A 24,254-nucleotide genomic window follows, 5' to 3' on the forward strand; every position below is an offset into this window, starting at 1 on the left:
GGACTCGCCGCCCGGTGATATCGTCTGGGGTATCCAGCGAGGGACACAGCGACGCTCTCCACCCGTTCGGAGGCGTCATTGTCGGCCGCCCTACCCCGTCGTAGCCTCGCCGTCTTGAGTCCGCCGCGTGGGCCCAGCGGCGGGAGTCCGCGCTTCACGCGAATCCACGCCCGTGGCTGTCGCTCCCAGCGTTTGGAGCCATCGGACCAGACGTGCCAGCGGCGATAGCATACGAGAGGGCGGTCGTGGTTCGGACAACCGTTGTTACGCGTGAATCTGTTGCAGTCTGATGCCTGCGGGCGTCGTAGGCTGAGATATGGTCTCCCATCAGTCCCTCAGAACGACCCTCCTCGGCCGCGACGTGGCCGTCGCGGACGCAGCGATTGCCGTACTGTACCTGCTCAAGTTCGTCGGATTCCCGCCCGCGCAGGTGCCGCCGTACCTCTTGATCGTCGCATACGACCTCGTTGAAGTCGCTGTGCCCCTGGTCGCGCCGTACTATCCGGTGGCGGTTCCGCTGTTTCTGTATCTCGTCGCAGTCGTCGGTGCCGGGGCGGCGCGACTCGCGAGCGCGAAGAACTCGTCGTCCGCGCTCTCCAGGACCCTCGGGGGGGTCTACCTGCTCGTGAGGGTGATTTCACTTGCCTTCAGCGCGTTCGTCGGCGGTCCGATCGTCGCGGCCGCAGACAATCCCACCCCGCTCGCTATCACGGGTGCGGCCGGACTCTGTTTCCTCGGGACTGCCTGGCAGTCGTTGGGCCGCCCGACGGCCGGCGTCAGTAATCGACGATGATAGTTCCCCACCCACAGTCATAGATGTGTTTCACTCCCACGATTTGACCGAAACAAGCCGAAGAGACGCTCACAGAGTAGTTAAATGGGACCACGTGCTGACAGTTGAATTACCATTTTTGAAACTTAGAGCCCTAAGGTTATGTGTGAGAACGCGAAAGATAGCGTAGAGTCCAACCGATGAACATCAAGAAGTTATTTACAGAAGACCGGGCGGTCAGTCCCGTTATCGGCGTAATCCTGATGGTCGCGATTACCGTGATCCTCGCGGCCGTCATCGGGACGTTCGTCCTAAACCTCGGTCAGGAAGTCCAGCAGTCCTCACCGCAGGCGACGTTCGAGATCAATTCGACGAGTCTGGACAACGGAAACAACGCGACCATCACACACACGAATGGTGATTCGATTGAGGCTGCGAATCTATACGCGAACGGTGACATCGCCAATTCGGGGAGTTCCGTGTCATCACTCGCAAACACCATCAGCGGCGGGAGTTCTGTGAGTGCCGGAGACACGTTTGAGGTAAACGCTAGTTCCGATAGTGGGACCATCCGCGTCGTCTGGAAGTCCACCGACGGAGGCACCTCAGCGACGCTGCAGTCGTTCGACTACGAATAACAGCCGCAGTTTCTGCGGTTTCGGTTCCCCCAGATTAATAACTCAGTCTTGTTTGAGTAATAAGGAAAGCCATTATAGGCCGATTAGATAGCAGTTAGTTTGATAAATCGGAGCCACGTACCCCCTGGTAATGACGACTACCGAGACCGGGTCCGACGATGTGGACGACGCGTCTCGCCCACGCTCGTCCGGCGACGGCGGGGACCCTGCCGACGAGACTGATGATTCGGGAGCGGCGACGAAGCGTGCCGACGTCGTGGAGTACGTCGTCCCGGAGATGGACTGCCCTTCCTGCGCGGAGACGGTCGAGCGCAGTGTGCAGCAGCTCGACGGTATCGACGTGGTGGATCCTCAGGTGACGACCGGACGGGTGTCGGTCACGTACGCGGGGGAAGAGACAACGCCGACAGCGATCACAGAGCGGATCGAGAAGGCCGGATACACGGTCGAAAACTCGAGTATCGAGGCCCAGTTGAGTGTCCCCGGAATGGACTGTGCCTCCTGCGCGGGAAAGGTGGAGAGTGCTCTCGAGGACATCGACATTACCGAGCACGACACCCGACCGACCACGGGGAGTGTGCACGTCTCCTACGACCCGACATCGACATCGGAGGCAGACATCGTCGGCGCAGTGGAGAATGCCGGATACGAGGTGACCGGATCGACGGGGAGTGAGTCCGATACCGCGGGCGAGGCAGGCGACAAACGCGAGAGCGTCTGGCGGAGTTCGCGGGCGATCAAGACCTGGATCAGCGGCGTGTTCGTCGGCATCGGACTGCTCTTCGAGTTCGCGCTCCCAGGGGCAAATTTCCTCGTCGCGGCGGTTCTCGGTCGTGAACTCCTCGTCGCCGACGGGGTCTTTCTCGTCGCCGTCGGCGTCGCCGGCCAGGTAATCTTCCGGAACGGCTACTACTCCGCGCTGAACCGAAGTCTCGACATCGACCTGTTGATGAGCATCGCCATCGGCGGGGCGCTCGTCGCGAGCCTCGTCTTCGGCGAATCGCTCTACTTCGAGGCGGCCACGCTGGCGTTCCTGTTCAGCGTCGCGGAGTTACTGGAACGCTACTCGATGGACCGCGCCCGTGACTCGCTGCGTGAACTGATGGACCTTTCGCCGGACGAGGCCACCGTCAAACGCGACGGTGAGGCGGTAACCGTGCCCGTCGACGAGGTCTCCATCGGCGATGTCGTCGTCGTCCGCCCTGGCGAGAAGATACCGATGGACGGCGTGGTTCAAGAGGGCGAAAGCCCCGTCAATCAGGCGCCGATCACCGGCGAGAGCGTCCCGGTCGACAAAGCGGCCGGTGACGAGGTGTACGCGGGCACGATCAACGAGGGCGGGTACCTCGAAGTCGAAGTCACCTCCGAAGCCGGCGACGACACGCTCTCGCGAATCGTCCAGATGGTCGAGGACGCACAGTCCAACAAGACCGACCGCGAGCAGTTCGTCGAGCGGTTCTCCTCGTACTACACGCCGGTCGTCGTCGGCTTCGCCGTGCTGGTCTCGGTGATTCCGCCCGTCGTCTTCGGCGCCTCGTGGCCGACGTACATCGTTTACGGGCTCACGCTACTCGTGTTGGCCTGTCCGTGCGCGTTCGTCATCTCCACGCCCGTCTCGGTGGTCTCGGGCATCACCAGCGCCGCGAAAAACGGCGTGCTAATCAAAGGCGGCAATCACCTCGAAGCGATGGGCGCCGTCGACGCGGTGGCATTCGACAAAACGGGGACGCTCACGAAGGGCGACCTCACCGTCACCGACGTCGTGCCCCTGAGCGGCAACACCGAGGCCGACGTGCTCAGATGCGCCCGCGGACTCGAACGGCGGAGCGAGCATCCGATCGGGGAGGCAATCGTCACCGCGGCGGGCGCTGAGCGAGTCGGTGATCCGCAGATCGAGGACTTCGAGAGCATCACGGGCAAAGGCGTTCGCGCGGACCTCGACGGGACGACCCACTTCGCGGGGAAGCCGGGACTGTTCGAGGGGCTCGGCTTCGACCTCTCGCACGTTCACGCGACCACCGACGGCGGTGTCATCACGCAAACGGCTGAAGAACTCTGTGACCGACACGACTGTCTTGATCTACTCGAAGACACCGTCCCCGAACTCCAGGCCGAGGGCAAGACCGTCGTCCTCGTCGGGACCGAAGATGAACTCGAAGGGGTCATCGCCGTCGCCGACGAGATCCGCCCGGATGCGACGGAAACAATCGACCGCCTGCGCGATCTCGGTGTCGAACGGACGGTGATGCTCACTGGGGACAACGAGCGGACGGCCCGCGCCATCGCCGAACGGGTCAGCGTCGACGAGTACCGCGCCGAACTACTGCCGGAGGCGAAGGTCGATGCGATCGATGAGTTGACCGAGACGCACGACGGCGTCGCGATGGTCGGTGACGGCGTCAACGATGCCCCCGCGCTTGCGACGGCCACGGTAGGGGTCGCGATGGGCGTGGCGGGGACCGACACAGCCATCGAGACGGCAGACATTGCGCTGATGAGCGACGACCTCTCGAAGCTCCCATACCTGTACGAACTCGCCGGGCAGGCCAACGGCGTCATCCGGCAGAACATCTGGTCCAGCCTCGCGGTCAAAGCGGGGTTGGCCCTAGCTGTCCCGTTCGGCTACGTTCCGATCTGGGTGGCCGTTCTGGCCGGCGACGCGGGAATGACGACGGCCGTGACTGGCAACGCAATGCGGCTGGCGCGACTCCGGTCCCAACAGGAGACCGATACCGAGTCTACAGCGACGTGAGTTCTCGTCACGAGCGATTCGTGGCCGTGCGCACAGTCGTCGCACATAACTGTCTGAGCGCGGTCGTGTTGTCGGTTGCGGCCCCCACAGAGGTACTGGGAGGGTGGAGTCGGTCACTCGACGACAGTGATGTGGTCGACCGTCTGCGGGACCACACACAGGAACGAGCCCTCGCGATCGCTATCGTTGCAATACCAGTGCTCGACGCCCGCGGGGATCAAAACTGAGTCGCCGGAGGCGACAGTGTACGTCTCATCGCCGATGCCGACTTCGTACTCGCCGTCGACGACGAACTGCTCGTGTTCCACCTCGTTCGTATGCCGCGGAACGCGGGCGCCCGGCTCGAGGACGAACCGGCGCATATCGAAGTTGGGCGTCTCCTGCTCGTCGCTTAGCAGGACGCCCTTTTGCAGTCCCTCAGCCAATTCGACCGATTCGTACGTCACCTCGGCCGCTCGTCGGACGCGTGGTTCGGGGGCAGAATCTGTCATCACCGGCGTTCGTGTCGGGATCGACTTTATGTTACGGGCCCGCCCGTTCCGCGCGCTCGTGCGTCGTGGGTCGCGACTCAATCTGCGGACCCGATGCCCGAGGCGCGGGCGACCGCTCGCCATCGCCCCGACCAGAACCGCCCAGTGTTCACCGCAGCTTTCACGTAGAAGTCAGCAGCGATCGCGAGATACACCGCCGGGAAGCCGAGGCCGAGTCCGGGTGCGAAACCGAGGCCCAGAAGCGTGATGCCGAAGCCGACAGGGAGCGCGAGCATCGCGATGGGGAGGCGGACGAAGACCGCGCCGACGATCATCGCATACAGCGGCCAGCGGGTGTCGCCGGCCCCACGGAGGCCCCCACGCATCGTCCGCGATATCGAGAAGCCCGCGACGGCGAGCCCGAACAGCCGGATGAACGAAACAGTCAGTCCGACGTACTGCGTCCCGAATGCGAGTGCGATCGGCCGCGCTCCGAGTACGATAATACCGGCCAGGAACAGTTGGGTCACCAGCGCGATCCGCAGCGTCTGCCACCCGTAGGCCGTCGCCAGGTCGTCGTCGCCGGCGCCGATGTGCTGGCCGACGAGCGTCGACGCCGCCGTCGAGTATCCCCACGCTGGCATCAACGCCAGCAACATCACCCGCCGGGCGATCGCGTAGGCCGCCAGCGCGGGCGTCCCGAGAACGCCCAGAATGAACAGGAACGGGAACCGCGCGAACGTCTGCGCCAGGCGCATCCCCGAAAGCGGGAGTCCCACCCGGAGGACCTCCGTGATGAGGTCGAGATCGAACTGTCGCCCGCGCAGCGGGAGCGTGACAGCGTACTCACCGGAGACGAGGAGAGCCAAAAACACGATCGCCGCGACAGCGTTGGCGACCGCCGTGCCGATCGCCGCCCCGGCGATCCCGAACGAGGGAATCGGTCCGACCCCGAAGATCAGGACGGCGTTGATCACGACGTTCGTCGGCAGCGTCAGGGACCGCACGTACATCGGCGTCCGGGTGTCGGCACTACCCGCGAGCGCCCGAGCGGCGATCATCGACCAGAACCGCGGAGCCATCGACAGCATCACGATAGAGAGATACGTCGCGCCGTACTCCACTGCCGCGGGATCGTCGCTGAGCAGTCCGACGAACGGTTCAGCGTACAGCCAGGCACCCACGGTAAGTGGTATCGAGATCAGGAGTCCGAGCCATACCGATTGCTTGACCGCGAGATTCGCGCGGTCGGGCTGGCCGGCACCCTGGAGCCGGGAGACGACGCTGATCGTCCCCGAGGAGATCGCCAGCGACAATCCAAAGCCGATAAAGTAATACTGGAACCCGAGTTCCAGTCCGGCGATGGCGGCGTCCCCCAGCGCGATGCCGATCATCAGGAAGTCCGCGATCCGGACGAGGACCCGGAGTCCACCGGTCACCATCACCGGAACCGCGAGGTCGAACGCATCTGCGGCCTGCTCGCGGTCGACCAGCCCGAACCGGGCGAGCGCCGCGGGGTAGAGGGCGAGAACGCGCGAGATGGAGTCACGCACAGACATCAACGAAGGTACCTGATGATACCACCGGGGCGATACTCAGTTCTATGGCTCCCACCGGATGCGTGTAAACAATGGAGCGTGACCATTGCCGCGTCAGGTGCGCACTGGTCGACGGGAACCGGAACTCCCGGAAGCGACTGTCTCACCAGCCGTACGACCGATGGACTTCTCGCCCCTCGTGGTTCAGCACAGGGCCGAGGACCTCGGTGACGCCGTCGAGGATGGTATCGGCACGAATAGCCGGCTCGCTGCCGGTGAACGATGCGATTTCGTGAGCCCCGACACTGTAGACGACGCGAGCGAACCCCGCTGTCGCCATCCCACCGGCGCACATCGGACAGGGCTCTGTACTCGTGTACATCACCATCTCGGCGCGCTCGGCGGCGCTGTACGCCCGATGCGCGCGCTGGGCGAGGGTTAGCTCCGGGTGCCGGCGGAGGTCGTCCTCCGTGACGATCCGGTTCGAATCGGCGTGGATCACCTCGTCTTCCCGAACGAGCACCGATCCGAACGGTTCGTCACCGCGGTCCGCCGCCTCGCGAGCACACTCGAACGCGGCTTGCATATGCGTCTCGTGATCCCAGTCGTCGAACGTGGGGGATGTCACTGCTGTGTTGTGTATTATGCACAGTACACAATTAAGCCTCGTGGCGGGAGCAGACAAACAGGTACGGAACCCGGCTCTGACAGCGTGGTCTCTCCGAATCGCAGACGACCACCGTCACAACATATACGAGAACGCTTCGAGGGTGTTTGTCCCCTCGGTTGTGGCCTCGACGTACTTGTTCCGGCCCTGCTTGTAGGTGTCAACGTACTCGTCTTCCCGGAGCGAGTCGAGCAGGTGCGAGTCGAGCAGTCGGTACAGGCCCCGAGTGTCGTCCGCTGAATGCTGGGCGAGGGGGTCGATACCGGCGGCGACAGCGAACTCGATGCACTCCTGTTTCGTGACCGGTCCCTCCTCAACGACGTACTGCAGGAGCAGTAGCGGGTCGCGGGACGGTGCCTGAATCGGGTACGTCGGAAGGCGCGAGACGCTCGTCACGTCTTTCGCCACCGGCACCTCTTTGTCCTGACCGTACTCTGCGGCGCTCACGTAGATCGGTTCGGCGTCGCCCGTGACCATACAGGCGATCATCCCCGCGATCGCCGTCACCTTACCGCCGGCGGCGAGGTTCACGTAGACGTCGTGTGCCCGGTTGGCCTGAACGAGTTCGGCGATGGTTCGGAGGGTATCGTAGAGGTCGAAGATGTCGCAGACAGTGTCGTCGTCGACATCGATCCCCGCCTCGCGCAGGTCCGCGTGAATGTCTGCGTAGTACCCCGGCCGCTCATCCGGGTCGTCTCCCTCGTGATACACCAGATGCACCCGGTCGGCGCGCATCCGAATGGCCGGCACGGTGACCCGTTCGTACTCGTAGCCTAGCGGAACGATATGGACCCGATCGGAGACGCTCAACCCCTCAAAAGATAGCGCCTCAGAGTCCTGATTCGCGTTCGCGCTCGTCGTTCTATCGCTCATACGAATGCTGTAACGCGAGTTCCGGTATGAATACTGCGGTCGTTTTAATGATGTTGTTGCCGTTGCTAACATTATCAATATTTCTGCTATGTCAGCGCAGTGCTTTTACTCTCGTTCCCGCTATGCTTGCAGTGGATGCGAGTCGCCTGACGTCTCCAGCGCCACTGGGCTGTCTGAGCGACCCCGCTGGCGGTGAACGTATCCGTGCGCATCGGCCCTCCACCCCCTGCGCGACGCTTCGGCTCTCCACCCCGCCGGTTCGCATCAGCCCTCCACCGCATAGCAGACACTGGTCCTCGGCTGGTAGCTGCGGACACCGAGCCTCCGCTGGTAGCTCCGGATGCCGAATCTCCGCTTCTATCCCCGCGACCGACACGTACCAAACCCGTCGCCCGAACGCCAGATAGCGGCGAGCGCCGTTCGTAGACAGCCGTGCCCTCTGAAATGCTGATGGGGCGGATGGAGGGTCAGACAGGCTGCATCCCGGTGTGCCCGCACTCGTGCGTCCCCGGGTCGTGATCGAATTCATTACCGCTGTGCGCCGACGAGAGAAGCGGTAGTTTCAATCGAGGATCCGTCGAACGTTTCGTTATGGCTCTCCCGACGCAGACGCTCCCGAGTGGTGACGAACTCCCCGCGCTCGGACTGGGCACGTACGGACTGGACGACGAGCAGACGGTCGAGAGTGTCCGCGCGGCACTCGAAGCCGGGTACACGCACATCGACACCGCCGAAGGATATCACAACGAGACGATCATCGGTGAGGTCCTCACGGAGTACGACCGCGACGACGTGTTTCTCACGTCGAAGGTCCTCCCGAAGCATCTGGACTACGGATCGCTGATCCGCTCGTGTGAGGCGTCGCTGGAGCGACTCGGGACCGACTATCTCGATCTCTATCTCATCCACTGGCCGAATCCGGCGATTTCGCTCCGCGAGTCGCTGCAGGCGATGAAACGGCTCCACGAGCGGGGCCTCGTCCGCAACGTCGGCGTCTCGAACTTCAGCGCGTATCAACTGAGTTGTGCGAACCACATCACGGACGTTCCCATCGCAGTGAATCAGATCGAGTTTCACCCGTGGCTCCAGCGTCCTGATCTCATCAAGTACTGTCAAAAAACCGATACCGTGGTTGAAGCGGCAGCGCCGCTGGCCCGGACGGAAGTGTTCGAAGACGAGGCCGTCCGAGCGTTGGCTGAGAAGTACGACAAACATCCGGCGCAGGTGATCGTCCGGTGGGCGCTCGACCGCGGGGTCGTCGCGTTACCGCGGTCCTCGACCCCGGAGCACGTGCGGGCGAACGCTGACCTCGACTGGGAACTCGATCTGGCGGATCGACGGCGCCTCGACGAGCGGGACCGCGATGACCCGGTCTACGACACGCCGACGCGGGACTGGTCGCGGGACGTCTACGGCATCGAGCAGTGAGGCCGGCCTCAGTCCGACGTCTTCCCGGAGAGGGTCACCGGCTCTCCGGTTTCGGCCGATTCGTAGATCCCCTCGAGCGCCGCCATATCGATGAGCGCATGCTCGCCGTCAGGGTAGAACGGATCGTCTGCCAGTAACTGGTGGCCAAAGTAAGCGAACTCCTCTTCGAGTTGGTGGACCTGCTCGAACTCCACGTCGATCCGCGTCTCGCCGCGGTCGACCGCGAAGCCGCGGTCCTCTCGCTCGTAGAAGGCCGGATCGAGAATCAGTCTAGCGTCTGTTCCGATGACTTCCAGGCGACTCGTATGCTGGGCGTTCTGACTCACTGTGCACATCGCGTCGACGCCGCCGAGAAATTCCAGCCGGTACGTCGCGTGCTCGTCGACGTCGGCGAACGCCTCGTGCTCCGCGTGGGTCCGCCCCGACACTCTGACCGGGTCACTCCCGAGGACGAAGCGGATGGTGTTGAGCGGGTAGACGCCGAGATCCATCACCGCACTCCCGCCCGAGAGGTCGGCGTCGAGCCGCCACTGTTCGTCGTCGTCATTGAGTTCGCCGAGCATCGTCTGGGACATCGATGCGTGGATGTGGATCACGTCGCCGGCGACGCCACGCTGGAGGAGGTCGCGAAGTCGGCGCACCGCGGGATCGGTCTGCATCCGATAGCCGATCATCAGCGGCACGCCCGCCTCGCGGCACGCGTCCACGAGCCGTCGGGCGCGATTGAGCGTGGCCTCCACCGGCTTCTCACACAGCACCGCCTTGTCCTGGTCGGCTGCCGCTGTCACGTACTCGAGGTGGGTTGCGTTCGGCGTCGCGACGTACACCGCGTCGTACTCGTCAGCCACGGCCCCGGTTCGGAGTTCTTCGGGAGTGACGCCGTGGAGGTCGCGTTCGGCGGCAACTGTCTCGACCGTATCTGCGTCGACGTCGGTCACGACGGTGGCCTCGGTGAACGCCGACCGCGCAATCCCGGGGAGTGCCCATTCACGGGCGAACCAGCCCAGTCCTACGACGGCGATCCGAACGGGGTCACGCACGTCGTCGGGGTCGAGCGTCTGCCAGTCGCGGCGTGTGAAGTCGTCGAGGTAGTCAGCGAACGGCTGCTCCATACTCGAAGTGCGGCGGGGTGGCCGGAAATAGTTCCGACTGGGACTCTCACCTCGGTCCAGTCGGCGAACCCCAAGCCAGGGCGACCGCTCACTTCTCGTGTCGGGCGTCCTGCAACTCGGCTGCGCGGTCGTCGACCTTCGAGAGTTCGCGCGCCACCTCGTCGTCGCGCCCCCCGTGCCCGATTCTGACGGACAGATCGAGCGGCGACGGAACGAACGTCTCAGCGTTTCGCTCGTCGCCTCTCTCTGTACTCCTGAACCGATCGAGGACGACTCTCCTGAGGCGGTCGATCATTTTCATATTTCTGCGAGACGCGATATAAGCGTTCGTGCGGCTTCGAGCGAGTCCGACGGATTATTTTAGGAAAAACATCAATACGGCGCAGCGCAAGGCCGCTGGGATGGTCATTCCACCATATCGGTCTGGGATGGAATAACCGAGGAGTTCACCGTCGAATCGGTGATCGAATACGAGAAAGCCACTGTGTACGGCGATTTCAAGCAGGAACGAGTGCTTCACCAGGGGTGGATTCGGATGCGCCCGAACCGGTGGATCGCGCTGCCGACCGGCCGGTTGCTTTCATCCGATGCAGTTCACCACATCGACCCGTAGAGGCCGTGGAAGCCACGTACTCGGACAAATTCAATAAGCTCTTTCTCAACGATGAGGGCCCGATTTTTTGAATGAAGACAACAGAGAAGCATTCGTAGGTCGGGAGCGGGAAGTCGACAGTTTCGTCGAAATCGTCGCCTGTGGGTTCAATACGATCGGTCCACAACGTCATTCCAATGTCGTCGCTAGACGCGGTTGCGGTCGGGAGTGCGGTGATCGATCATCTATACACCCTCTCGAACCTGCCGGAACCCGACGGCGGCGCGTTCGTGCGCGAACACACCACCGACGTGGGAGGGGTCGCTGCTAACGTGGCTTCTACGCTCGCTACGCTCGGGAACGACACGGGAATCGTCACACGCGTCGGTGCCGATGCCGCGACCGAGATCGAGACCGATCTCCAGGACCGTGGAATCGACTGTTCACATATTCAGGTCGGACCCGAAAAATCGTCGTACACGCTGATCCTCCGAGGTCCCAACGGCAAGCGGATGATCGTCGCCGGCGGCCCGAGCGTGCCGAATCTCGGAGTCGATGAGCAAGACCTGAAGTATGTGAGCGACGCGGACGTGGTCTTTACCAGCGCTTACGCGCCCGATCAAGTGGTTTCGACACTCGTGAGCGCCCGCGAGCGGGATGAGATTTCGACGCTCGTTTTCGATCTCGCTGGGCCGCTCTCGGAACTCGAAGGCCGAGGGACGACGCCGGCCACTGTCGATCGGCTACTCGCTACCGTCGATCTGTTCGTTGTCGGCGAAGTCGCTGCGCAGTCGTATCTCGGTGCCGGGGGCGAGGACGCGATATCGGCGCTATCCGAGCGGAACGTGTCTCGTGCTGCTGTCACCCAGGGGAGCGAGGGAGCACTGCTCTTGGACAGAGACACGGTGGTCAACGTTCCGGCCTTCGACGTGGACGTAGAAGATACCACAGGCGCCGGCGATACGTTCACCGGGGGTCTGATCCACACGTGGGTACTCGATGACCACGCCGCGCGGGGCGCGGGACGCTTCGCCGCTGCCGCGGCGGCCCTCAATTGCACTGCGGGTAGCGCACGCGGCACCCTCCCCGCAGAGCGCGACGTTCGAGCGTTCCTGCAGTCTCAGTGAGGCACGGCTTCGACGAGACGCTCGACTGCCGCCGCATCGACGGCGTTCGTCGTCTCACGGCCGTTTTTGAGCGCCGTACCGACGATCGCGCCATCGGCCAGCGAGAGTAGTTCCGGTGCAGTTTCGGGCGTCACACCGCTGCCGAGCAGCACGGGAGTGTCGAGACTGTGTGCGTCGCGTGATTCGATCACGTCCTCCAGGACGGTGGTCTCGACCGATTCGCCGGTACCGGGACCGCTCACGACAACGGCATCGGCTCCGCCGCGTTCGACGAGTTCACCCACCACCTCGCTCACCGACCGGTCGGCTAGCGGCGCGGAGTGTTTCACGTCGATGTCAGCCAGAATCGCCACGTCGGCATCGAGTCGCGTACGGAGTCTAAGTGTTTCGTGAGCCAGTCCCTCGACGATACCCTGATCAGTGAGCCGGGCTCCAGTGTGGACGTTCACTCGGACGAAGGCCCCGTCGGTTGCGGCGGCGACGCCGAGCGCACTCTGTACGTCGTTTCTGAGGACGTTCACGCCGAACGGGATGGAAACGTGGTCGCGAAGCGTCGCGGCGAGCGCCGAGATATCAGCGACAACGTGGCGGGGGACGCGGTCCGGATAAAACGGCGCATCACCAAAGTTTTCGAGCATAATCCCGTCAACGCCGCCCGATTCGAGGGCGGTCGCATCCTGGCGGAGCCGCCGGCGAATGTCACCTCGGTCGCCCTCGAAATCGGGGGCTCCCGGGAGTGGCGGTAGGTGAATCATCCCGATAATCGGTGTGTCGGTGCTGAAGACGTCCATATCCCTCGTGACCGTCGGATGGCCTTAATCCTACAGTTGCGCCCGCCGTCGACAGTGGTGATCACCCTGTCGTGTAGGCGTGGCGGAGCGGGTGGCTTGCGCATCGGACGAATGTGATGCCGCTCCGCCCGGGTGGATGAGCAGAGCGTCTCCGTTGCCATCGCACAGTCACACCCGCTACAGTAGCGTTTGCAAGTCTTCGCTCACTCGGTCGCACGATTGCGTGTGATCGGCTGTGTAATCCGTTGCAAAGGCTACTATAGTTCCATACGGGTCGGATCCCGCCACCGACGCGGACGCGCGACTAGTGCGGCGACCGAAGACCAGCGCGAGAGACAGACACATCAATTGTTCGTCCCAACATAGACCGATGCCGTCACTGCCCACGCTGCTGCGCGCGAGTGCCGTCGTGAGCGCGCTCGCTGGCATCATTCATCTCGCCGCCCCGGACCGACTGCTCGAGCTCGCCAGTTGGAGTTACAGTCGCGTGCTGTCCGTCCGATTCCAACCCCGCGAAAACGCGACGCGACGGGTCCGTCTCGTGGGTGTTGCAATGGTCGTCTCTGCTCCGATGCTGACCTATCTCGCTGCGTGGATAGAGTGAGCCCACCTCGAAGGTCCCTCGGAGAATATGTCGGTTTCGGAGAATTTGTAGCAACGTATACCCAATGCGATATGTTATCCGTGTGTTTATTTCAATTCCACGAGAGTTTACGAAGTTCTCTAAACTCACCGAGTTGATATAGAGGATGGGTCCGTTTTCCTGGACGACGAACGGAGCCTTATCATCGGTGCCATCCGGCATACTCATACGCGAAAGATCATCCTCGCATCATTTCAGTCATACGACCACCACAGCCGGATGTCGCACAGTGCGCGAATCTCTTCAATGTACGTAAATCATCCTGCGTTCGTCGAGTTGACTTGCCAGCGGCTGGGCGGTTCATTGAGCCAGATATGGTAGTTGAGTCATACCTCACCCGGGTTCCATAGCCACGTTCGTCTCCTATTCCCGCCTGTCGAGGACGAGTGTTGCGGGTGCGTCCCGAAAGGGGAAGACTAAGCGTACACTACCATAGGACAGACAGACCGTCCGGTTGGCGGGGAGCTGTGGGTTCTACGCGTCGCTGTCACACCACTGAGCCGCACCCGTACGATTGGGAAAATAAAAGTGCCGAGCAATTGAAATCCAGCCATCTCCAACGCAATCCTGTCGACCCCGGTGCAGAGTCGTACCTATGAGTGATATTACAGCCAACATTCAGGTGCAATCACCCGACCTCGCGTTGACTGAGACGGTCGCACACGACGAGTCGGCAGTTGTCAAGCCGGTGTCAGGTGCTGGGACAACGCCGAATCTTGGGAGGCATCTGTTTACGATTCAGACAGCGGACTTTGATCGGTTCGAGGCGGCATTAGCGCGCGATCACACGATTGAGTCGTTCGAGCAGGTCGTGGAGCGCGGCGACGAAGCCGTGTACAGCTTCGAGTATGACAACGCAGCAACGGTGTTCTCGGCGGCGATTTCCGCGGTGAATGGGATTTCACTCGGCTGGAGTAACGAGGAAACCACCTGGACGGTCCGGGTATGGCTTCCGGATCGAGAGGCCCTCGCATCGCTGTGGGAATACGCCGTCGAACACGACGTCGAGTTTACTCTCAATCGCGTCTGCGACCACGTGGGTCACAGCACGACTGAAACCGAATTGACCCAGAGCCAGCAAGAGGCACTGGATCTCGCCTTCGAGATGGGATACTTCGAGGAACCGCGGAGGGCGACACTGAGCGAGGTTGCTGCCGAACTCGGGATTTCACAACCGGCTGCTGGTGGGTTGGTTCGCCGCGGGGTCCGAAGGCTCGTCGAGTCCGCAGTCGTCGCGCGCGATGAGCAACCACACAACTGAGCAGCGGTCTCGCTCTCTTCGATTCACTCGTCGCAGTGTCCCCGACTGGACCTCTGCGGTGGCGAGGAGAAATGTTGTCATATTGCTCGCTGCGCGACGGTGGGGCAACTGCTGGATTCGTTGCGGGTGGCCGATGGGAAGACCGAAATAGCGAACTGTTCGCTTTACCGATGCGGCTACTCTTGTAAAAATAACTTATCTAATGTTTCTATAGAATTAACGGATTGGTGTTCCTACAAGAATCTACTTCAGTGAGTTCAGGACGGTTGTATGAAGTATTAGTCATATTGTATTTCTATAAATTAATATAAACTCAACTGATATTTAGGTTGTCGCCAGAGGGAGCGCTGCGCCTGTCCCGGATATGAACCCGGGACGCAAACCGGACCGCCTATTTCGGCGGTCATAGGAGTGGCTCCACACCGTTGCAGTGCAAGCGAGTCGGCATCGGTTTTCAGTGCACCCCCTCAGACGGATGATATATGACTACCCTACTGTGTGCACGGACTACCAAGTTCAATCAAAACCAACTGATACTTTTCCGTATGAGAGCGAGTTTCGGGGCAAAGGCATCGAAGTGCTCTCTATCCCGTCACACACGACGTGGTTCGTGAGCAAAAGACTGTTTTGTGCTTATTTCACAGACCGAAGTCCGTGTTCCGGTTCGAGGAGTGGTGACGACGAACGGAACGGGTATGCCCTCTCAATGAGGTGACCAATCGCTATATTTGACGCGATCCGTTGTATCGCAATGGGTCACCGGGTATTGGCGACGCCACCATCGACGGCGAGCGAGGTTGCGTTGACGTAACTGGCGAGGTCGCTGGCCAGGAAGAGCGCGGCCTTCCCAATCTCCTCGGGGTGACCCTGCCGTTCCAGCGGGATCGTATCGAGTCTTTCCTCTCGTTGTTCCTCCTCCAGATGGTCGTAGTCCTTTACAATCTGGGCAGTTTCGATCATCCCTGGATGGATCGCATTGACTCGAATATCTGGGCCGAGCGCGTCGGCAAGTGCGTACGTCATAACCTTCACCGCACCCTTCGAGGCACAGTAGGCGACGTTACTCTTAGTACCGATGTCGCCGTTGATACTCGAGAGGTTGATGATGTTTCCGCCGCCAGTCTGCTGCATCTTTTCGGCGGCAAACTGCGACCCGAAGTATGCTCCCTTCGAGTTGACGTCCATCATCGTGCGATAGTCCTCTTCAGTCACATTGAACAGATCCTCGTTGTGAGCAAACACCCCCGCGTTGTTCACCATCACGTCGATACCGCCGTATTCGTCCGCTTGATTTATTGCTGCTCGGAGGTCCTGATTCGATGTCACGTCGCACTTCACGTACGCCGCCCGCGAGGAAGTCTGCTCGGTGATGAGTTCGTGGGTTGGAGTTCCACCGAGGCGGGGTTCCTTCTGAATGTCAGCGACGACGACGTCCGCTCCGTTCTCTGCGAAGATCCGCGCAATCGCTCGGCCGTTACCGCTCGAGGCTCCTGTGATGACAGCTGTTTTGTCGCTCAGTAGATCCGGCATCGTATTAGAGTATTATACGTAGTACAAAAATTTTTGCTATCCTATCACACTAAGTATATTAACGGCCAGACGTGTCGACCCCTGTAGCAAAGCACGGGCGGGACCGACTGCGACGAAACACGGACCTCAGATGCTCCTCAGTCATTGTTCGAAGGTTTGGCGCGTCATAGGTGTGAGTGGCTGGATATGTTCCGTGCTCGTTTCACCGAAAATGGCGGCTTGAGTGGCGGTCGGATCATCGGATTCTCCCCGGTTTCGCGGCTGTCAATTCAGTAACCGATAACAGGTCATCAGCGTGGTTCGTGCCTACGATTCAAGTCGGTGTGGAGCCCCGCTGCTCACATCCACGTGAGCTCTTCTGGCTCCTTTGTCGGCTCGACGTTCTTCATCGAATCGAAGATCTCGAGCACGTTCTCAGTGAGCGGTTGAGAGTAGAATCCTCCCGCGTCCTTGGTATTGGCACTGTAGGACGTTTGGGTGAAGGTCAACATCGAACCAAAGTACGGTGCCATATACCGACCGAGGATCCCGTGTTCACCGTGACTCATCATAATGTAGTCCGCGTCCAGGTGGCGGTCCATAAGCACGCACGCCTGGAACGTATCGAGGAGATCCTCCCAACTTCGGTCCACACTGACGAGTTTTACCATATCGGCACCCAGATCGGCGAAATCCTGAGCGATCTCGAGGGCCTCGTTGGGTTCGAGATGAACACGTGCGTGAGTCGATGTTTGCACCTCGACACCCATCTCCTGGAACTCCTCGATCTCAGCCTTCTGGCGTTCCCACGCTTCGGAATCTCTCGGAGGAGCGGTTTCCTGCGGCGGACCCTCGCTGTTTAGTGAGTATTCGGCCGCCTCCTCGGAGAAGAGTTCGGGACCGGAAGTCGGGTCGTACGTGTCTCCAACGTAATCGACGGAGTCCGCACCTGCGCGAGCGGCCATCCGCAGAATGTCCTGCCGCTCCTCGTCGCTGACGTCGATGGTCTCGCCGGCGAAGTTCCATCGGTAGTAGATCGCCATCACCGGCTTCGACGTACAGTTGAACACTTGGCTCAGGTCCTCTTCGTTGAGAAACTCCTTCCGAAATCCGTGGGTTCCATCACCCATCAGCGTCACGACGAACGAGTCCGCTCCCTTGTGTTCGGATTCTTTGATTACGCTGACCGCCTCAGCGGGCGTCTCCTCGTAGACACCCACGCAGGTGAAAGGCTGTGCTAAATCTGTGAAGTTCTGCTGTGCACCCATACGAGGAGGATAAAACTAATCTAATAAAAATCTTGTGTGAAGTACCGGGCTAGATTTAGATATGAGAGGGATGAGACCTGTTTCACTGCCGGAGGTATGACTATTCGAACAGGAGGTGACCTGAGCAACCCGGAGGTAGTGCCGTGGGATCAATTCTATCTCACCCTCACGGGATTGATTACGCTGCCTGGTTTCGCGCTGTATGCTTACTCTAAATGCTGATGAAATGACCTTCCCAACGCCCCTCACCAGTGATTCCGGCAGCTCAGGCTGTGTGCGCTACATTTCACAGATTGAGTGGCTTTCTCCGGTCAGTATAATATATTTACTCATAGTAGATTTTTTATATTGCTCCGGGGCTTCCCGCTGTTCAAGCGGTAAGCATAGGATCTTTGGGAGCTATCAACACCGATCGGGATGTTGTGGGAGAGCGGATTTCATACACCCATCACAGAATAACATCCGTACACTTGTTTTTGTTTGGTCGATCGTCGGAGTCTACACATATAAAGTCCACATCTCGCATACCGAATTACTCACTACGAACTCCATCGATGATGCGAGACAAATCGTGAATCACTCGAGTCGCGCTTCCAACTTCGCGATATGTTCGTCGAGGATGTCAGTGAACCGTTCTTCGAATCGCCCTTGTTTCGTTCTGTAAGTCGGTCCAGCGATGCTTATTGCCCCGAGCACTGCTCCGCTCTGTTTTTTCGCTGCTTGGCCGATCGCGTATACTCCCTCCTGATCTTCCCCGCGATTGAGCGCGTATCCTCGGTTGCGAACATCTTCCAGTTCGGATTGCAACTGTTCACGCGACGTAATCGTCTGTTCGGTCTGTTCGGGGAGACCCCAACGGTCGATAATCACGTCCACCCGCGCTTCGGAGTAGTTAGCGAGAATCGCTTTGCCTGCAGCGGTAGTGTGCAAATACATCCGTTCACCCACAGTAAAGTAGTTGTCTACGGCAGTCGTGGCGTCGACCTCGGGTCGAAGGTACCGACCCAACCCGTTCTCCTCGACGGTAAAACTCGTCTCGAAGTTCGTTCGCTCGTCGAGTTCGTTCGCAATCTCGATGGCGTGTCGGTACGCCGGATCCCTGGTTTTCGCGTGTTCCCCGAGTTTGGCCAACTTCAGACTCGGCTGGTAGATGTCGCCTTCTTTGGTGAGGTACCCGCTCCGTCGGAGGGTGTGCAGGTGGTTGCTCGCCGCACTCTCGGAAATATCTAGCTGATCGGCAATCTGCGATACGCGTGCGCCCTCTAATTCGACCACTGCGTCGACAATTTCGAGCGTCATCGAAGACGACTGTAGGATCCGACCAGATTCGTACGTTCTCATACAGTAAGAAAGCGGCTGCTAATATATAAAATCCGCCTCTAGTAAAACAAGTTCTCGGGGATGCCCGAAACACCGATACATACGGACGGATTGATCACAGAGGTATAAAAACTACTCCGTGGCTCACAGGAATACCTGCTTACAGTACCTTCTGACAGAGGTTTTATTACATAAGAATACGAGGTTCCCCGTATGCAGATTGGCAGGTTCGCCACCGGCGGAGAGAACCGTATCGGAGTATTCGAAGACGACGAAGTAACCGACGTTACCCCGGTGTTCGATTCGTTCGCCGATGCTTTGTCTCGACCTGGAGTAGCCGCGGACTACGATGGAGCGCGATTCAACCACGGCGAGATCTCATATCTCCCGCCAACGACGAGTCAAAGTTCCGTCTTCTGTGCCGCACTGAACTATCAGAAGCACGCCGAAGAATCGGGCCGTTCAGTCCCCGAACGCCCATATCTGTTTCTTAAGTTGGCACGGTCGCTCGTGGGGCAACACGAACCGATCTCATACCACACCGCGGTCACAGACGAGATCGACTACGAAGGCGAACTCGCGTGCGTCGTAGGGACGCCCTGTCGGCACGTGTCGACGGAAGACGCTCTCGATTACGTCGCTGGATATACGATTTTGAACGACGTTTCGGCCCGCGATCTGCAGTTGTCCTATTCGTACGAGAACGACGACATGGTCGACTGGTTCGCCGGGAAGGCGATGCAGTCGACGACGCCGATCGGTCCGTTTGTCGTCTGTAACGAGATCGATGACCCACAGGACCTCTCGATTGCGTCGCGGGTAAACGGGGAAACGATGCAGGACGAGGGCACCGAAATGATGATCTATTCTGTCGCCGAACTCGTCTCGTACATTTCGTCGCTGGTCGAACTCCAGCCCGGAGACGTGATTGCTACCGGGACCCCGGAGGGGGTCGGCGTCTTCCAAGACATCAGTCTGGATCCCGGAGACGACGTGGAAGTCGAAGTCGAAGGGATCGGGACACTTCAGAACACGGTGACGGAAGCAGAGTGAAATCTGGGTGAACGGAAGGTCGCGGTCGAGCTGCGCACTCTCCGCTGTGCCACGATAGCCGGAATCGGGGCGAAAATTTATATATAGGTGGGGAGTTACGCTGCAATCGATGGCAGAGAACGTGGTACTCACAGGGACTGTGCTACCCAACTCCGAGGTAGAAAGAGGCATAGTAGAAGACGCCGGCGCGAATCTAACTATCATCAATGTTTCTTCGAAGGAGGAACTGATCGAATCGGCGGCGAATCCTGTCGGGATTATGACAATAGAGACCAAAATCGACGAATCTGTTATGGACGCGTTCCCGAATCTGGAGTTCGTTTCTGTCCACGGGATCGGCGTCGATATGGTGGACGTAGATGCGGCCACGGATCGTGGCATCCCGGTTTTCAATACGCCTCACTACTGTCTGGAAGAAGTAGCGACACACACGTTGAGTCTGATTCTGGCTTGCGAGCGTCGGATCTGCCAGTACAATAGCGACGTCAAATCCGGGGGATGGGAGTACGATTCAGCAGGCACAGTAACCCGTTTGAGCACCAAAACGGTCGGAGTGGTCGGACTCGGAGACATCGGCTTAGAGGTAATAAAGCGGCTTCACGGTTTCGACGTTGACATCGTCGGCTATGACCCGTACGTCTCGGCGGAGGACATGAGCCAACACGGCGTTGAGAAGACCGATTTCGCAAGCCTGTGTGAGAACTCGGACATCATAACGGTACACACGCCGCTGACCGAGGCGACGAGGAATCTACTCGATGCGTCGGCGTTCGAAACGATGGGATCGGGCGTCACTCTCGTCAACGCAGCACGTGGCGGGATCATCGATCAGGCCGCACTTTACGAGGCAGTGGAGAATGGAACCGTCGCGTACGCCGGATTAGACGTGTTAGAGAGCGAACCGCCGGAGGATGAACGGCTCATCGAGTTCGACAATGTAGTCGTCACGCCACACGCCGCGTGGTATTCGGCGGATGCGCTGGCGGAGCTCCAACGCACGGCGGGTGAGAACGTAGCCGAGTTCCTCAGCGGAACCGTGCCAGAATACGTCGTGAACCGGTCTGCGCTAGAGTAACGTCTCACGCTCTGGGGCCCACTCGGCTTGTGGAGAGCCGCACTGTGAAATCCGCCCTCAAATCAATCGTCGCCAGTATATAAATGGGTTATCAGTATAGACCAATCGCTTTTTATCCTGTCTTGTGTATGGTATACTATGACGAGGTGGAACAATAACAGCGACGAGGTCCAGGCAGTGAGTGCGGACATCACCGACGAGACGAACGCGCTCCCTGCGAAGCATTTCACTGATCCTGATGTCTTCGAGATGGAGAAGGAGAAGGTGTTCGGACAGTATTGGATATACGCCGGCCACAAGAGCGCGATCCAGGAGCCCGGTGAGTACTTCACGCGGGCGATCGGTGACAAACAGATCATCATCACCCGCGATCACAACGGGGACGTTCGAGCCTTTTATAACGTCTGCGCCCACCGAGGCTCGAAGATGCTCGAAGAGACACCGATGACCGACCCCGGAAGTCTGAGTCGGATTACCTGTCCGTACCACCTCTGGACGTTCGAACTGGACGGTAACCTCGCGAGTACACCCAGGAGTTTCGAGGAGGCGACGCTGAATCCCGACATCGACGACGACGAAATCCGGGAACTCGATGCGGAGGAAAACAGCCTGATGGAGGTCCACAGCGACTCGATCGGACCACTCGTGTTCGTTAACTTTGCCGACGAACCGCGTCTCTCGCTTGCGGAGCAGGCAGGTTCAATGAAATCGGATCTGGAAAAACTCCCGATTGGAGAGCACCAGCTCGCACGGCGGTACGTCTCTGAAGTCGAGTGCAACTGGAAGACCTTCGGGAGCAACTACTCCGAGTGTGATCACTGCGCCGCCAACCACCAAGACTGGATCAGCGGCGTCGAGGTTGGGGACTCCGAACTCGAAGTGAACGATTATCACTGGATCCTCCACTACAAGTACACGGACGAGTTGGACGACGACGTCCGTATTCACGAGGAAGAAGAGGGGAAGTTCTACTACTTCTGGCCGAACTTCACCTTCAATCTGTACGGGACTGCCGACGGCTACGGGACGTACTACGTCGATCCGATCGATGAGGGTCGGATCCAACTCGTCGCGGACTATTATTTCAAGGACACCGAGCTATCGGAGAGTGAAGAGGAACTCATCCGAACGAGTCGTCAACTCCAAGAAGAGGACTTCGAGATCGTCGAACGCCAGCACGAGGGCCTGAAATCCGGTGCGCTCGGGCAGGGGCAACTCGGCCCGAACGAGCACAGCGTCCACAGGCTTCACCGACTCGCACAGGAAGCCTACAACACCTGATTCGGATAGCTTATGTCTCAGAGCGAATCTCACACAGGTGTCGTCGCGTGCCAGAAGTGTGAGTTACACGTCCCGGTCACCGACCCGAACGAGGCGATCGAGGTCTTTCGCCGCCACAAGCGTGTGACCAGTCACGAAATCGATTGGGAGCGAACGGCTATCAATTTCACCGCCTCGTCGGCGGAGACGGAGTCGGTACTCCTGAATCTTGAAGATCGCTTTCCGGAAGGTGTCCCGGTCGGCATCCTCACAGCAGCGCTTCACGATCAGGGAGTGTCGATCAGCGAGGTGCTTGAGGACCTCTACGATCTTCGAATGAACGGCGAGATTTACGAACCGATAGACGACCACTACCGGGTCCTGTGAGTCCCGCTACGACGCGGTAACGGATTCGAATGGGGGGCGCGCAGAATACTGCAACCGGCCGTCGGTTCGTCTTCGCTTGAGACTGGAGAGAACGGCCTAACAATGAGGACTACAGCGTGTGGTAGCCTCCGTCGATGTGCAACACTTCACCGGTCACGTACGACCCCGCGTCGGTACAGAGGAACAGTCCACCGGCGGCAACTTCGGCGGGGTCACCACCGCGGTCCATCGGAATTGGTTTGACAGTATCGCCTTCCTGAATCGCTTGCTTGGCAGCCTCGGGACCGCCTTCGGACATTTGCGTCGGGATGAACCCCGGCGCGATGGCGTTCACACGGATGCCTTCACTTGCGAGTTCCAGGGCTGCCGTCCGAGTGATCATCAGAACAGCACCCTTCGACGCGGTGTATTCGGGGAGTTCGTAGTCGGCCATCGTCGAGTTTATCGACGCAGTGTTAAGGATGACACCCGGCTCTCCGCGGTCAAGCATATCTGCGGCCGCATACTTACATCCGAGTAACACGCCCCGAACGTTCACGGCGTGGACCCGGTCTATCGTCTCCGCGGTGACGTCGAACAGCGGACCCCGTTCGATGATGCCGGCGTTATTTACCATCACGTCGAGGCCCCCATACTCGCGGGCGGCCTCGATGACCGACTCGATCTCCGCGGAGTCGGCAACGTCCGTGTGGACGAACGACGCGTTCCCACCGCGGTCCTGAATGAGTTCGTGGGTTGGAGTCGTGTGGTCGTCTTGTCCTCTCTGGACGTCGGCGACCAGAACTGTCGCACCTGCGTCTCCGAATTGTAGCGACAGTTCTCGGCCGATCCCTGATGAACCTCCGGTTACGACGACAGTTTCATTCGTGAAGTCGTAATTGACGCGCGCCATATGAATCGACTCTGATCAGTCCATATTAAAAGCTAGCCGCGCAGTGCGGTCCGAACGAATGACCTCGTCGACTGCTTGAACCGAGTTTCAGGAAGGGAGTGGTTTCCATCGAGTATAGTAGCGTTTGCAACTGATCGCACATCTGATTACACGCAGTCGTGCGATCGGGTGAGCGAAAACTCGCAGACGCTACTATAAAAAAGGTTCGATTGCCAATAATTAGTAATTGGTGGTCTCCGATCGTCACAGTTCTATGCCCGCCACATCGGCCTCTAATCCGGCTACTTCTTCGTTGTACGCACGGACGAACTCGCGGAACTGAGGGGCGTATTTCCGGATGTCGGCCGCAGACGGCTGCTCGTACTGCGAGAGCAGATACAGTCCGTTCGAACCACCGATCCGCAGGTACGACGCCCTATCCTGATCCCACTTCAACTCCCAGCGATCGCCTCCGAGGCGAGTCGTGTACGTCCCGTAGTCACCACCCTCGTAGCGTTGCTGTTCTCCGGCGATGCGGTCACAGACTCCGCGAAGGCGATCGAGGACCCGATCACGTTCGACGACGACGCCGTCTGTCGACGCGACTTCGGGGAAGTCTGTCGAGACATCGTCGAGAGCGCCGTCAAGTGAGGCGACGTAGTCGTTGAATCCCGCGACAAACGCGGGGTAATCGGTGAGTGCGTCCGCAAGCGCTTCCGGCTCTGGTGGCTGTTCGGTCGAGATGACGTAGACCTCGCTTCCGCGTCCGGGGTCGAACTGCAGGCACTCCAGGTCACCACCCTCGTACTTCACCGTCCATTCACCGCGGTCTGTCTCGATTGTTGCC

24 protein-coding genes are annotated in these 24,254 nt (G+C 59.8%); 12 read left to right on the forward strand and 12 right to left on the reverse strand.

Translation table 11 applies throughout. The features are described from left to right. Nucleotides 1-316: 316 nt before the first annotated feature. The 3 genes from ABEI27_RS09750 to ABEI27_RS09760 all read left to right on the forward strand — a co-directional run bounded on the left by ABEI27_RS09750 (nt 317) and on the right by ABEI27_RS09760 (nt 4,162). Nucleotides 317-793: a hypothetical protein gene (locus ABEI27_RS09750; protein ID WP_375799211.1), complete on the forward strand. Its 477-nt coding sequence runs from the start codon at nt 317-319 to the stop codon at nt 791-793. A gap of 179 nt (nt 794-972) precedes the next feature. Next, nucleotides 973-1,410 carry a type IV pilin gene (locus ABEI27_RS09755; RefSeq protein WP_375799212.1) on the forward strand — a complete coding sequence of 146 codons (438 nt, stop codon included), beginning with the start codon at nt 973-975 and terminating at the stop codon, nt 1,408-1,410. Nucleotides 1,411-1,540: 130 nt separating this feature from the next. After that, nucleotides 1,541-4,162 carry a heavy metal translocating P-type ATPase gene (locus tag ABEI27_RS09760; RefSeq protein WP_375799213.1) on the forward strand — a complete coding sequence of 874 codons (2,622 nt, stop codon included), beginning with the start codon at nt 1,541-1,543 and terminating at the stop codon, nt 4,160-4,162. Nucleotides 4,163-4,275: 113 nt separating this feature from the next. On the opposite strand, the gene ABEI27_RS09765 is transcribed toward ABEI27_RS09760, so the two are convergent. The 4 genes from ABEI27_RS09765 to ABEI27_RS09780 all read right to left on the reverse strand — a co-directional run bounded on the left by ABEI27_RS09765 (nt 4,276) and on the right by ABEI27_RS09780 (nt 7,710). Further along, nucleotides 4,276-4,653, reverse strand: a complete 378-nt coding sequence (locus tag ABEI27_RS09765; RefSeq protein WP_375799214.1) for a cupin domain-containing protein — start codon at nt 4,651-4,653, stop codon at nt 4,276-4,278. Between the two features lie 77 nt (nt 4,654-4,730). After that, the gene (locus ABEI27_RS09770) at nt 4,731-6,191 is read right to left on the reverse strand and encodes an MATE family efflux transporter (protein WP_375799215.1); all 1,461 of its coding nucleotides are present in this window, start codon (nt 6,189-6,191) and stop codon (nt 4,731-4,733) included. 142 nt (nt 6,192-6,333) lie between these two features. Then, complete coding sequence (locus tag ABEI27_RS09775; RefSeq protein WP_375799216.1) at nt 6,334-6,798, reverse strand: nucleoside deaminase; 465 nt, start codon at nt 6,796-6,798, stop codon at nt 6,334-6,336. 114 nt (nt 6,799-6,912) lie between these two features. Then, the gene (locus ABEI27_RS09780) at nt 6,913-7,710 is read right to left on the reverse strand and encodes a DUF6293 family protein (protein ID WP_375799217.1); all 798 of its coding nucleotides are present in this window, start codon (nt 7,708-7,710) and stop codon (nt 6,913-6,915) included. Nucleotides 7,711-8,301: 591 nt separating this feature from the next. Between ABEI27_RS09780 and ABEI27_RS09785 the strand changes: the two genes are divergently transcribed. Next, a complete protein-coding gene (locus ABEI27_RS09785) occupies nt 8,302-9,138 on the forward strand; it encodes an aldo/keto reductase (RefSeq protein WP_375799218.1) in 837 nt (278 codons plus the stop codon). A gap of 8 nt (nt 9,139-9,146) precedes the next feature. Here the strand turns inward: ABEI27_RS09785 and gfo6 are convergent, their stop codons facing one another. Together gfo6 and ABEI27_RS09795 are read right to left on the reverse strand one after the other, a co-directional pair. After that, nucleotides 9,147-10,250 carry a D-xylose 1-dehydrogenase Gfo6 gene (gfo6, locus tag ABEI27_RS09790; protein WP_375799219.1) on the reverse strand — a complete coding sequence of 368 codons (1,104 nt, stop codon included), beginning with the start codon at nt 10,248-10,250 and terminating at the stop codon, nt 9,147-9,149. Nucleotides 10,251-10,338: 88 nt separating this feature from the next. Further along, entirely contained in the window at nt 10,339-10,545 is a 207-nt protein-coding gene (locus ABEI27_RS09795) for a hypothetical protein (protein WP_375799220.1), read from the reverse strand. Between the two features lie 165 nt (nt 10,546-10,710). Between ABEI27_RS09795 and ABEI27_RS09800 the strand changes: the two genes are divergently transcribed. Together ABEI27_RS09800 and ABEI27_RS09805 are read left to right on the forward strand one after the other, a co-directional pair. After that, nucleotides 10,711-10,863: a hypothetical protein gene (locus ABEI27_RS09800; protein ID WP_375799221.1), complete on the forward strand. Its 153-nt coding sequence runs from the start codon at nt 10,711-10,713 to the stop codon at nt 10,861-10,863. Nucleotides 10,864-11,039: 176 nt separating this feature from the next. Next, nucleotides 11,040-11,969, forward strand: coding sequence for a carbohydrate kinase family protein (locus ABEI27_RS09805; RefSeq protein WP_375799222.1), 930 nt, complete (start codon nt 11,040-11,042; stop codon nt 11,967-11,969). On the opposite strand, the gene ABEI27_RS09810 is transcribed toward ABEI27_RS09805, so the two are convergent. After that, nucleotides 11,963-12,760 carry a BtpA/SgcQ family protein gene (locus ABEI27_RS09810; RefSeq protein WP_375799223.1) on the reverse strand — a complete coding sequence of 266 codons (798 nt, stop codon included), beginning with the start codon at nt 12,758-12,760 and terminating at the stop codon, nt 11,963-11,965. The genes ABEI27_RS09805 and ABEI27_RS09810 overlap by 7 nt on opposite strands. Nucleotides 12,761-13,130: 370 nt before the next feature. On the opposite strand from ABEI27_RS09810, the gene ABEI27_RS09815 reads away from it, so the two are divergent. Beyond that, nucleotides 13,131-13,364 (forward strand): hypothetical protein, encoded by a 234-nt coding sequence (locus tag ABEI27_RS09815; protein WP_375799224.1) that lies wholly within the window; start codon nt 13,131-13,133, stop codon nt 13,362-13,364. A gap of 634 nt (nt 13,365-13,998) precedes the next feature. After that, nucleotides 13,999-14,664 carry a helix-turn-helix domain-containing protein gene (locus ABEI27_RS09820; protein ID WP_375799225.1) on the forward strand — a complete coding sequence of 222 codons (666 nt, stop codon included), beginning with the start codon at nt 13,999-14,001 and terminating at the stop codon, nt 14,662-14,664. Between the two features lie 756 nt (nt 14,665-15,420). On the opposite strand, the gene ABEI27_RS09825 is transcribed toward ABEI27_RS09820, so the two are convergent. From ABEI27_RS09825 to ABEI27_RS09835, 3 genes are all read right to left on the reverse strand, one after another. Beyond that, on the reverse strand, nt 15,421-16,194 hold the full coding sequence (locus ABEI27_RS09825; protein ID WP_375799226.1) for an SDR family oxidoreductase: 774 nt from the start codon (nt 16,192-16,194) through the stop codon (nt 15,421-15,423). 338 nt (nt 16,195-16,532) lie between these two features. Beyond that, complete coding sequence (locus ABEI27_RS09830; protein WP_375799227.1) at nt 16,533-17,441, reverse strand: type I 3-dehydroquinate dehydratase; 909 nt, start codon at nt 17,439-17,441, stop codon at nt 16,533-16,535. A 576-nt stretch (nt 17,442-18,017) separates the two neighbouring features. After that, nucleotides 18,018-18,782, reverse strand: a complete 765-nt coding sequence (locus ABEI27_RS09835; protein WP_375799228.1) for an IclR family transcriptional regulator — start codon at nt 18,780-18,782, stop codon at nt 18,018-18,020. Between the two features lie 192 nt (nt 18,783-18,974). Between ABEI27_RS09835 and ABEI27_RS09840 the strand changes: the two genes are divergently transcribed. The 4 genes from ABEI27_RS09840 to ABEI27_RS09855 all read left to right on the forward strand — a co-directional run bounded on the left by ABEI27_RS09840 (nt 18,975) and on the right by ABEI27_RS09855 (nt 22,536). Further along, complete coding sequence (locus ABEI27_RS09840; protein WP_375799229.1) at nt 18,975-19,814, forward strand: fumarylacetoacetate hydrolase family protein; 840 nt, start codon at nt 18,975-18,977, stop codon at nt 19,812-19,814. A gap of 109 nt (nt 19,815-19,923) precedes the next feature. Continuing rightward, entirely contained in the window at nt 19,924-20,889 is a 966-nt protein-coding gene (locus tag ABEI27_RS09845; protein WP_375799230.1) for a C-terminal binding protein, read from the forward strand. Nucleotides 20,890-21,027: 138 nt separating this feature from the next. Beyond that, on the forward strand, nt 21,028-22,170 hold the full coding sequence (locus tag ABEI27_RS09850; RefSeq protein ID WP_375799231.1) for an aromatic ring-hydroxylating dioxygenase subunit alpha: 1,143 nt from the start codon (nt 21,028-21,030) through the stop codon (nt 22,168-22,170). Between the two features lie 123 nt (nt 22,171-22,293). Next, nucleotides 22,294-22,536 (forward strand): hypothetical protein, encoded by a 243-nt coding sequence (locus ABEI27_RS09855; protein ID WP_375799232.1) that lies wholly within the window; start codon nt 22,294-22,296, stop codon nt 22,534-22,536. Between the two features lie 109 nt (nt 22,537-22,645). On the opposite strand, the gene ABEI27_RS09860 is transcribed toward ABEI27_RS09855, so the two are convergent. Together ABEI27_RS09860 and ABEI27_RS09865 are read right to left on the reverse strand one after the other, a co-directional pair. Next, nucleotides 22,646-23,428, reverse strand: a complete 783-nt coding sequence (locus ABEI27_RS09860; RefSeq protein ID WP_375799233.1) for an SDR family NAD(P)-dependent oxidoreductase — start codon at nt 23,426-23,428, stop codon at nt 22,646-22,648. Between the two features lie 243 nt (nt 23,429-23,671). Beyond that, a partial coding sequence (locus tag ABEI27_RS09865) for a hypothetical protein (protein WP_375799234.1) occupies nt 23,672-24,254 on the reverse strand: 583 nt, incomplete at its 5' end.

This window comes from Halobellus sp. (genome assembly GCF_042218505.1).
Lineage (GTDB): Archaea > Halobacteriota > Halobacteria > Halobacteriales > Haloferacaceae > Haloquadratum.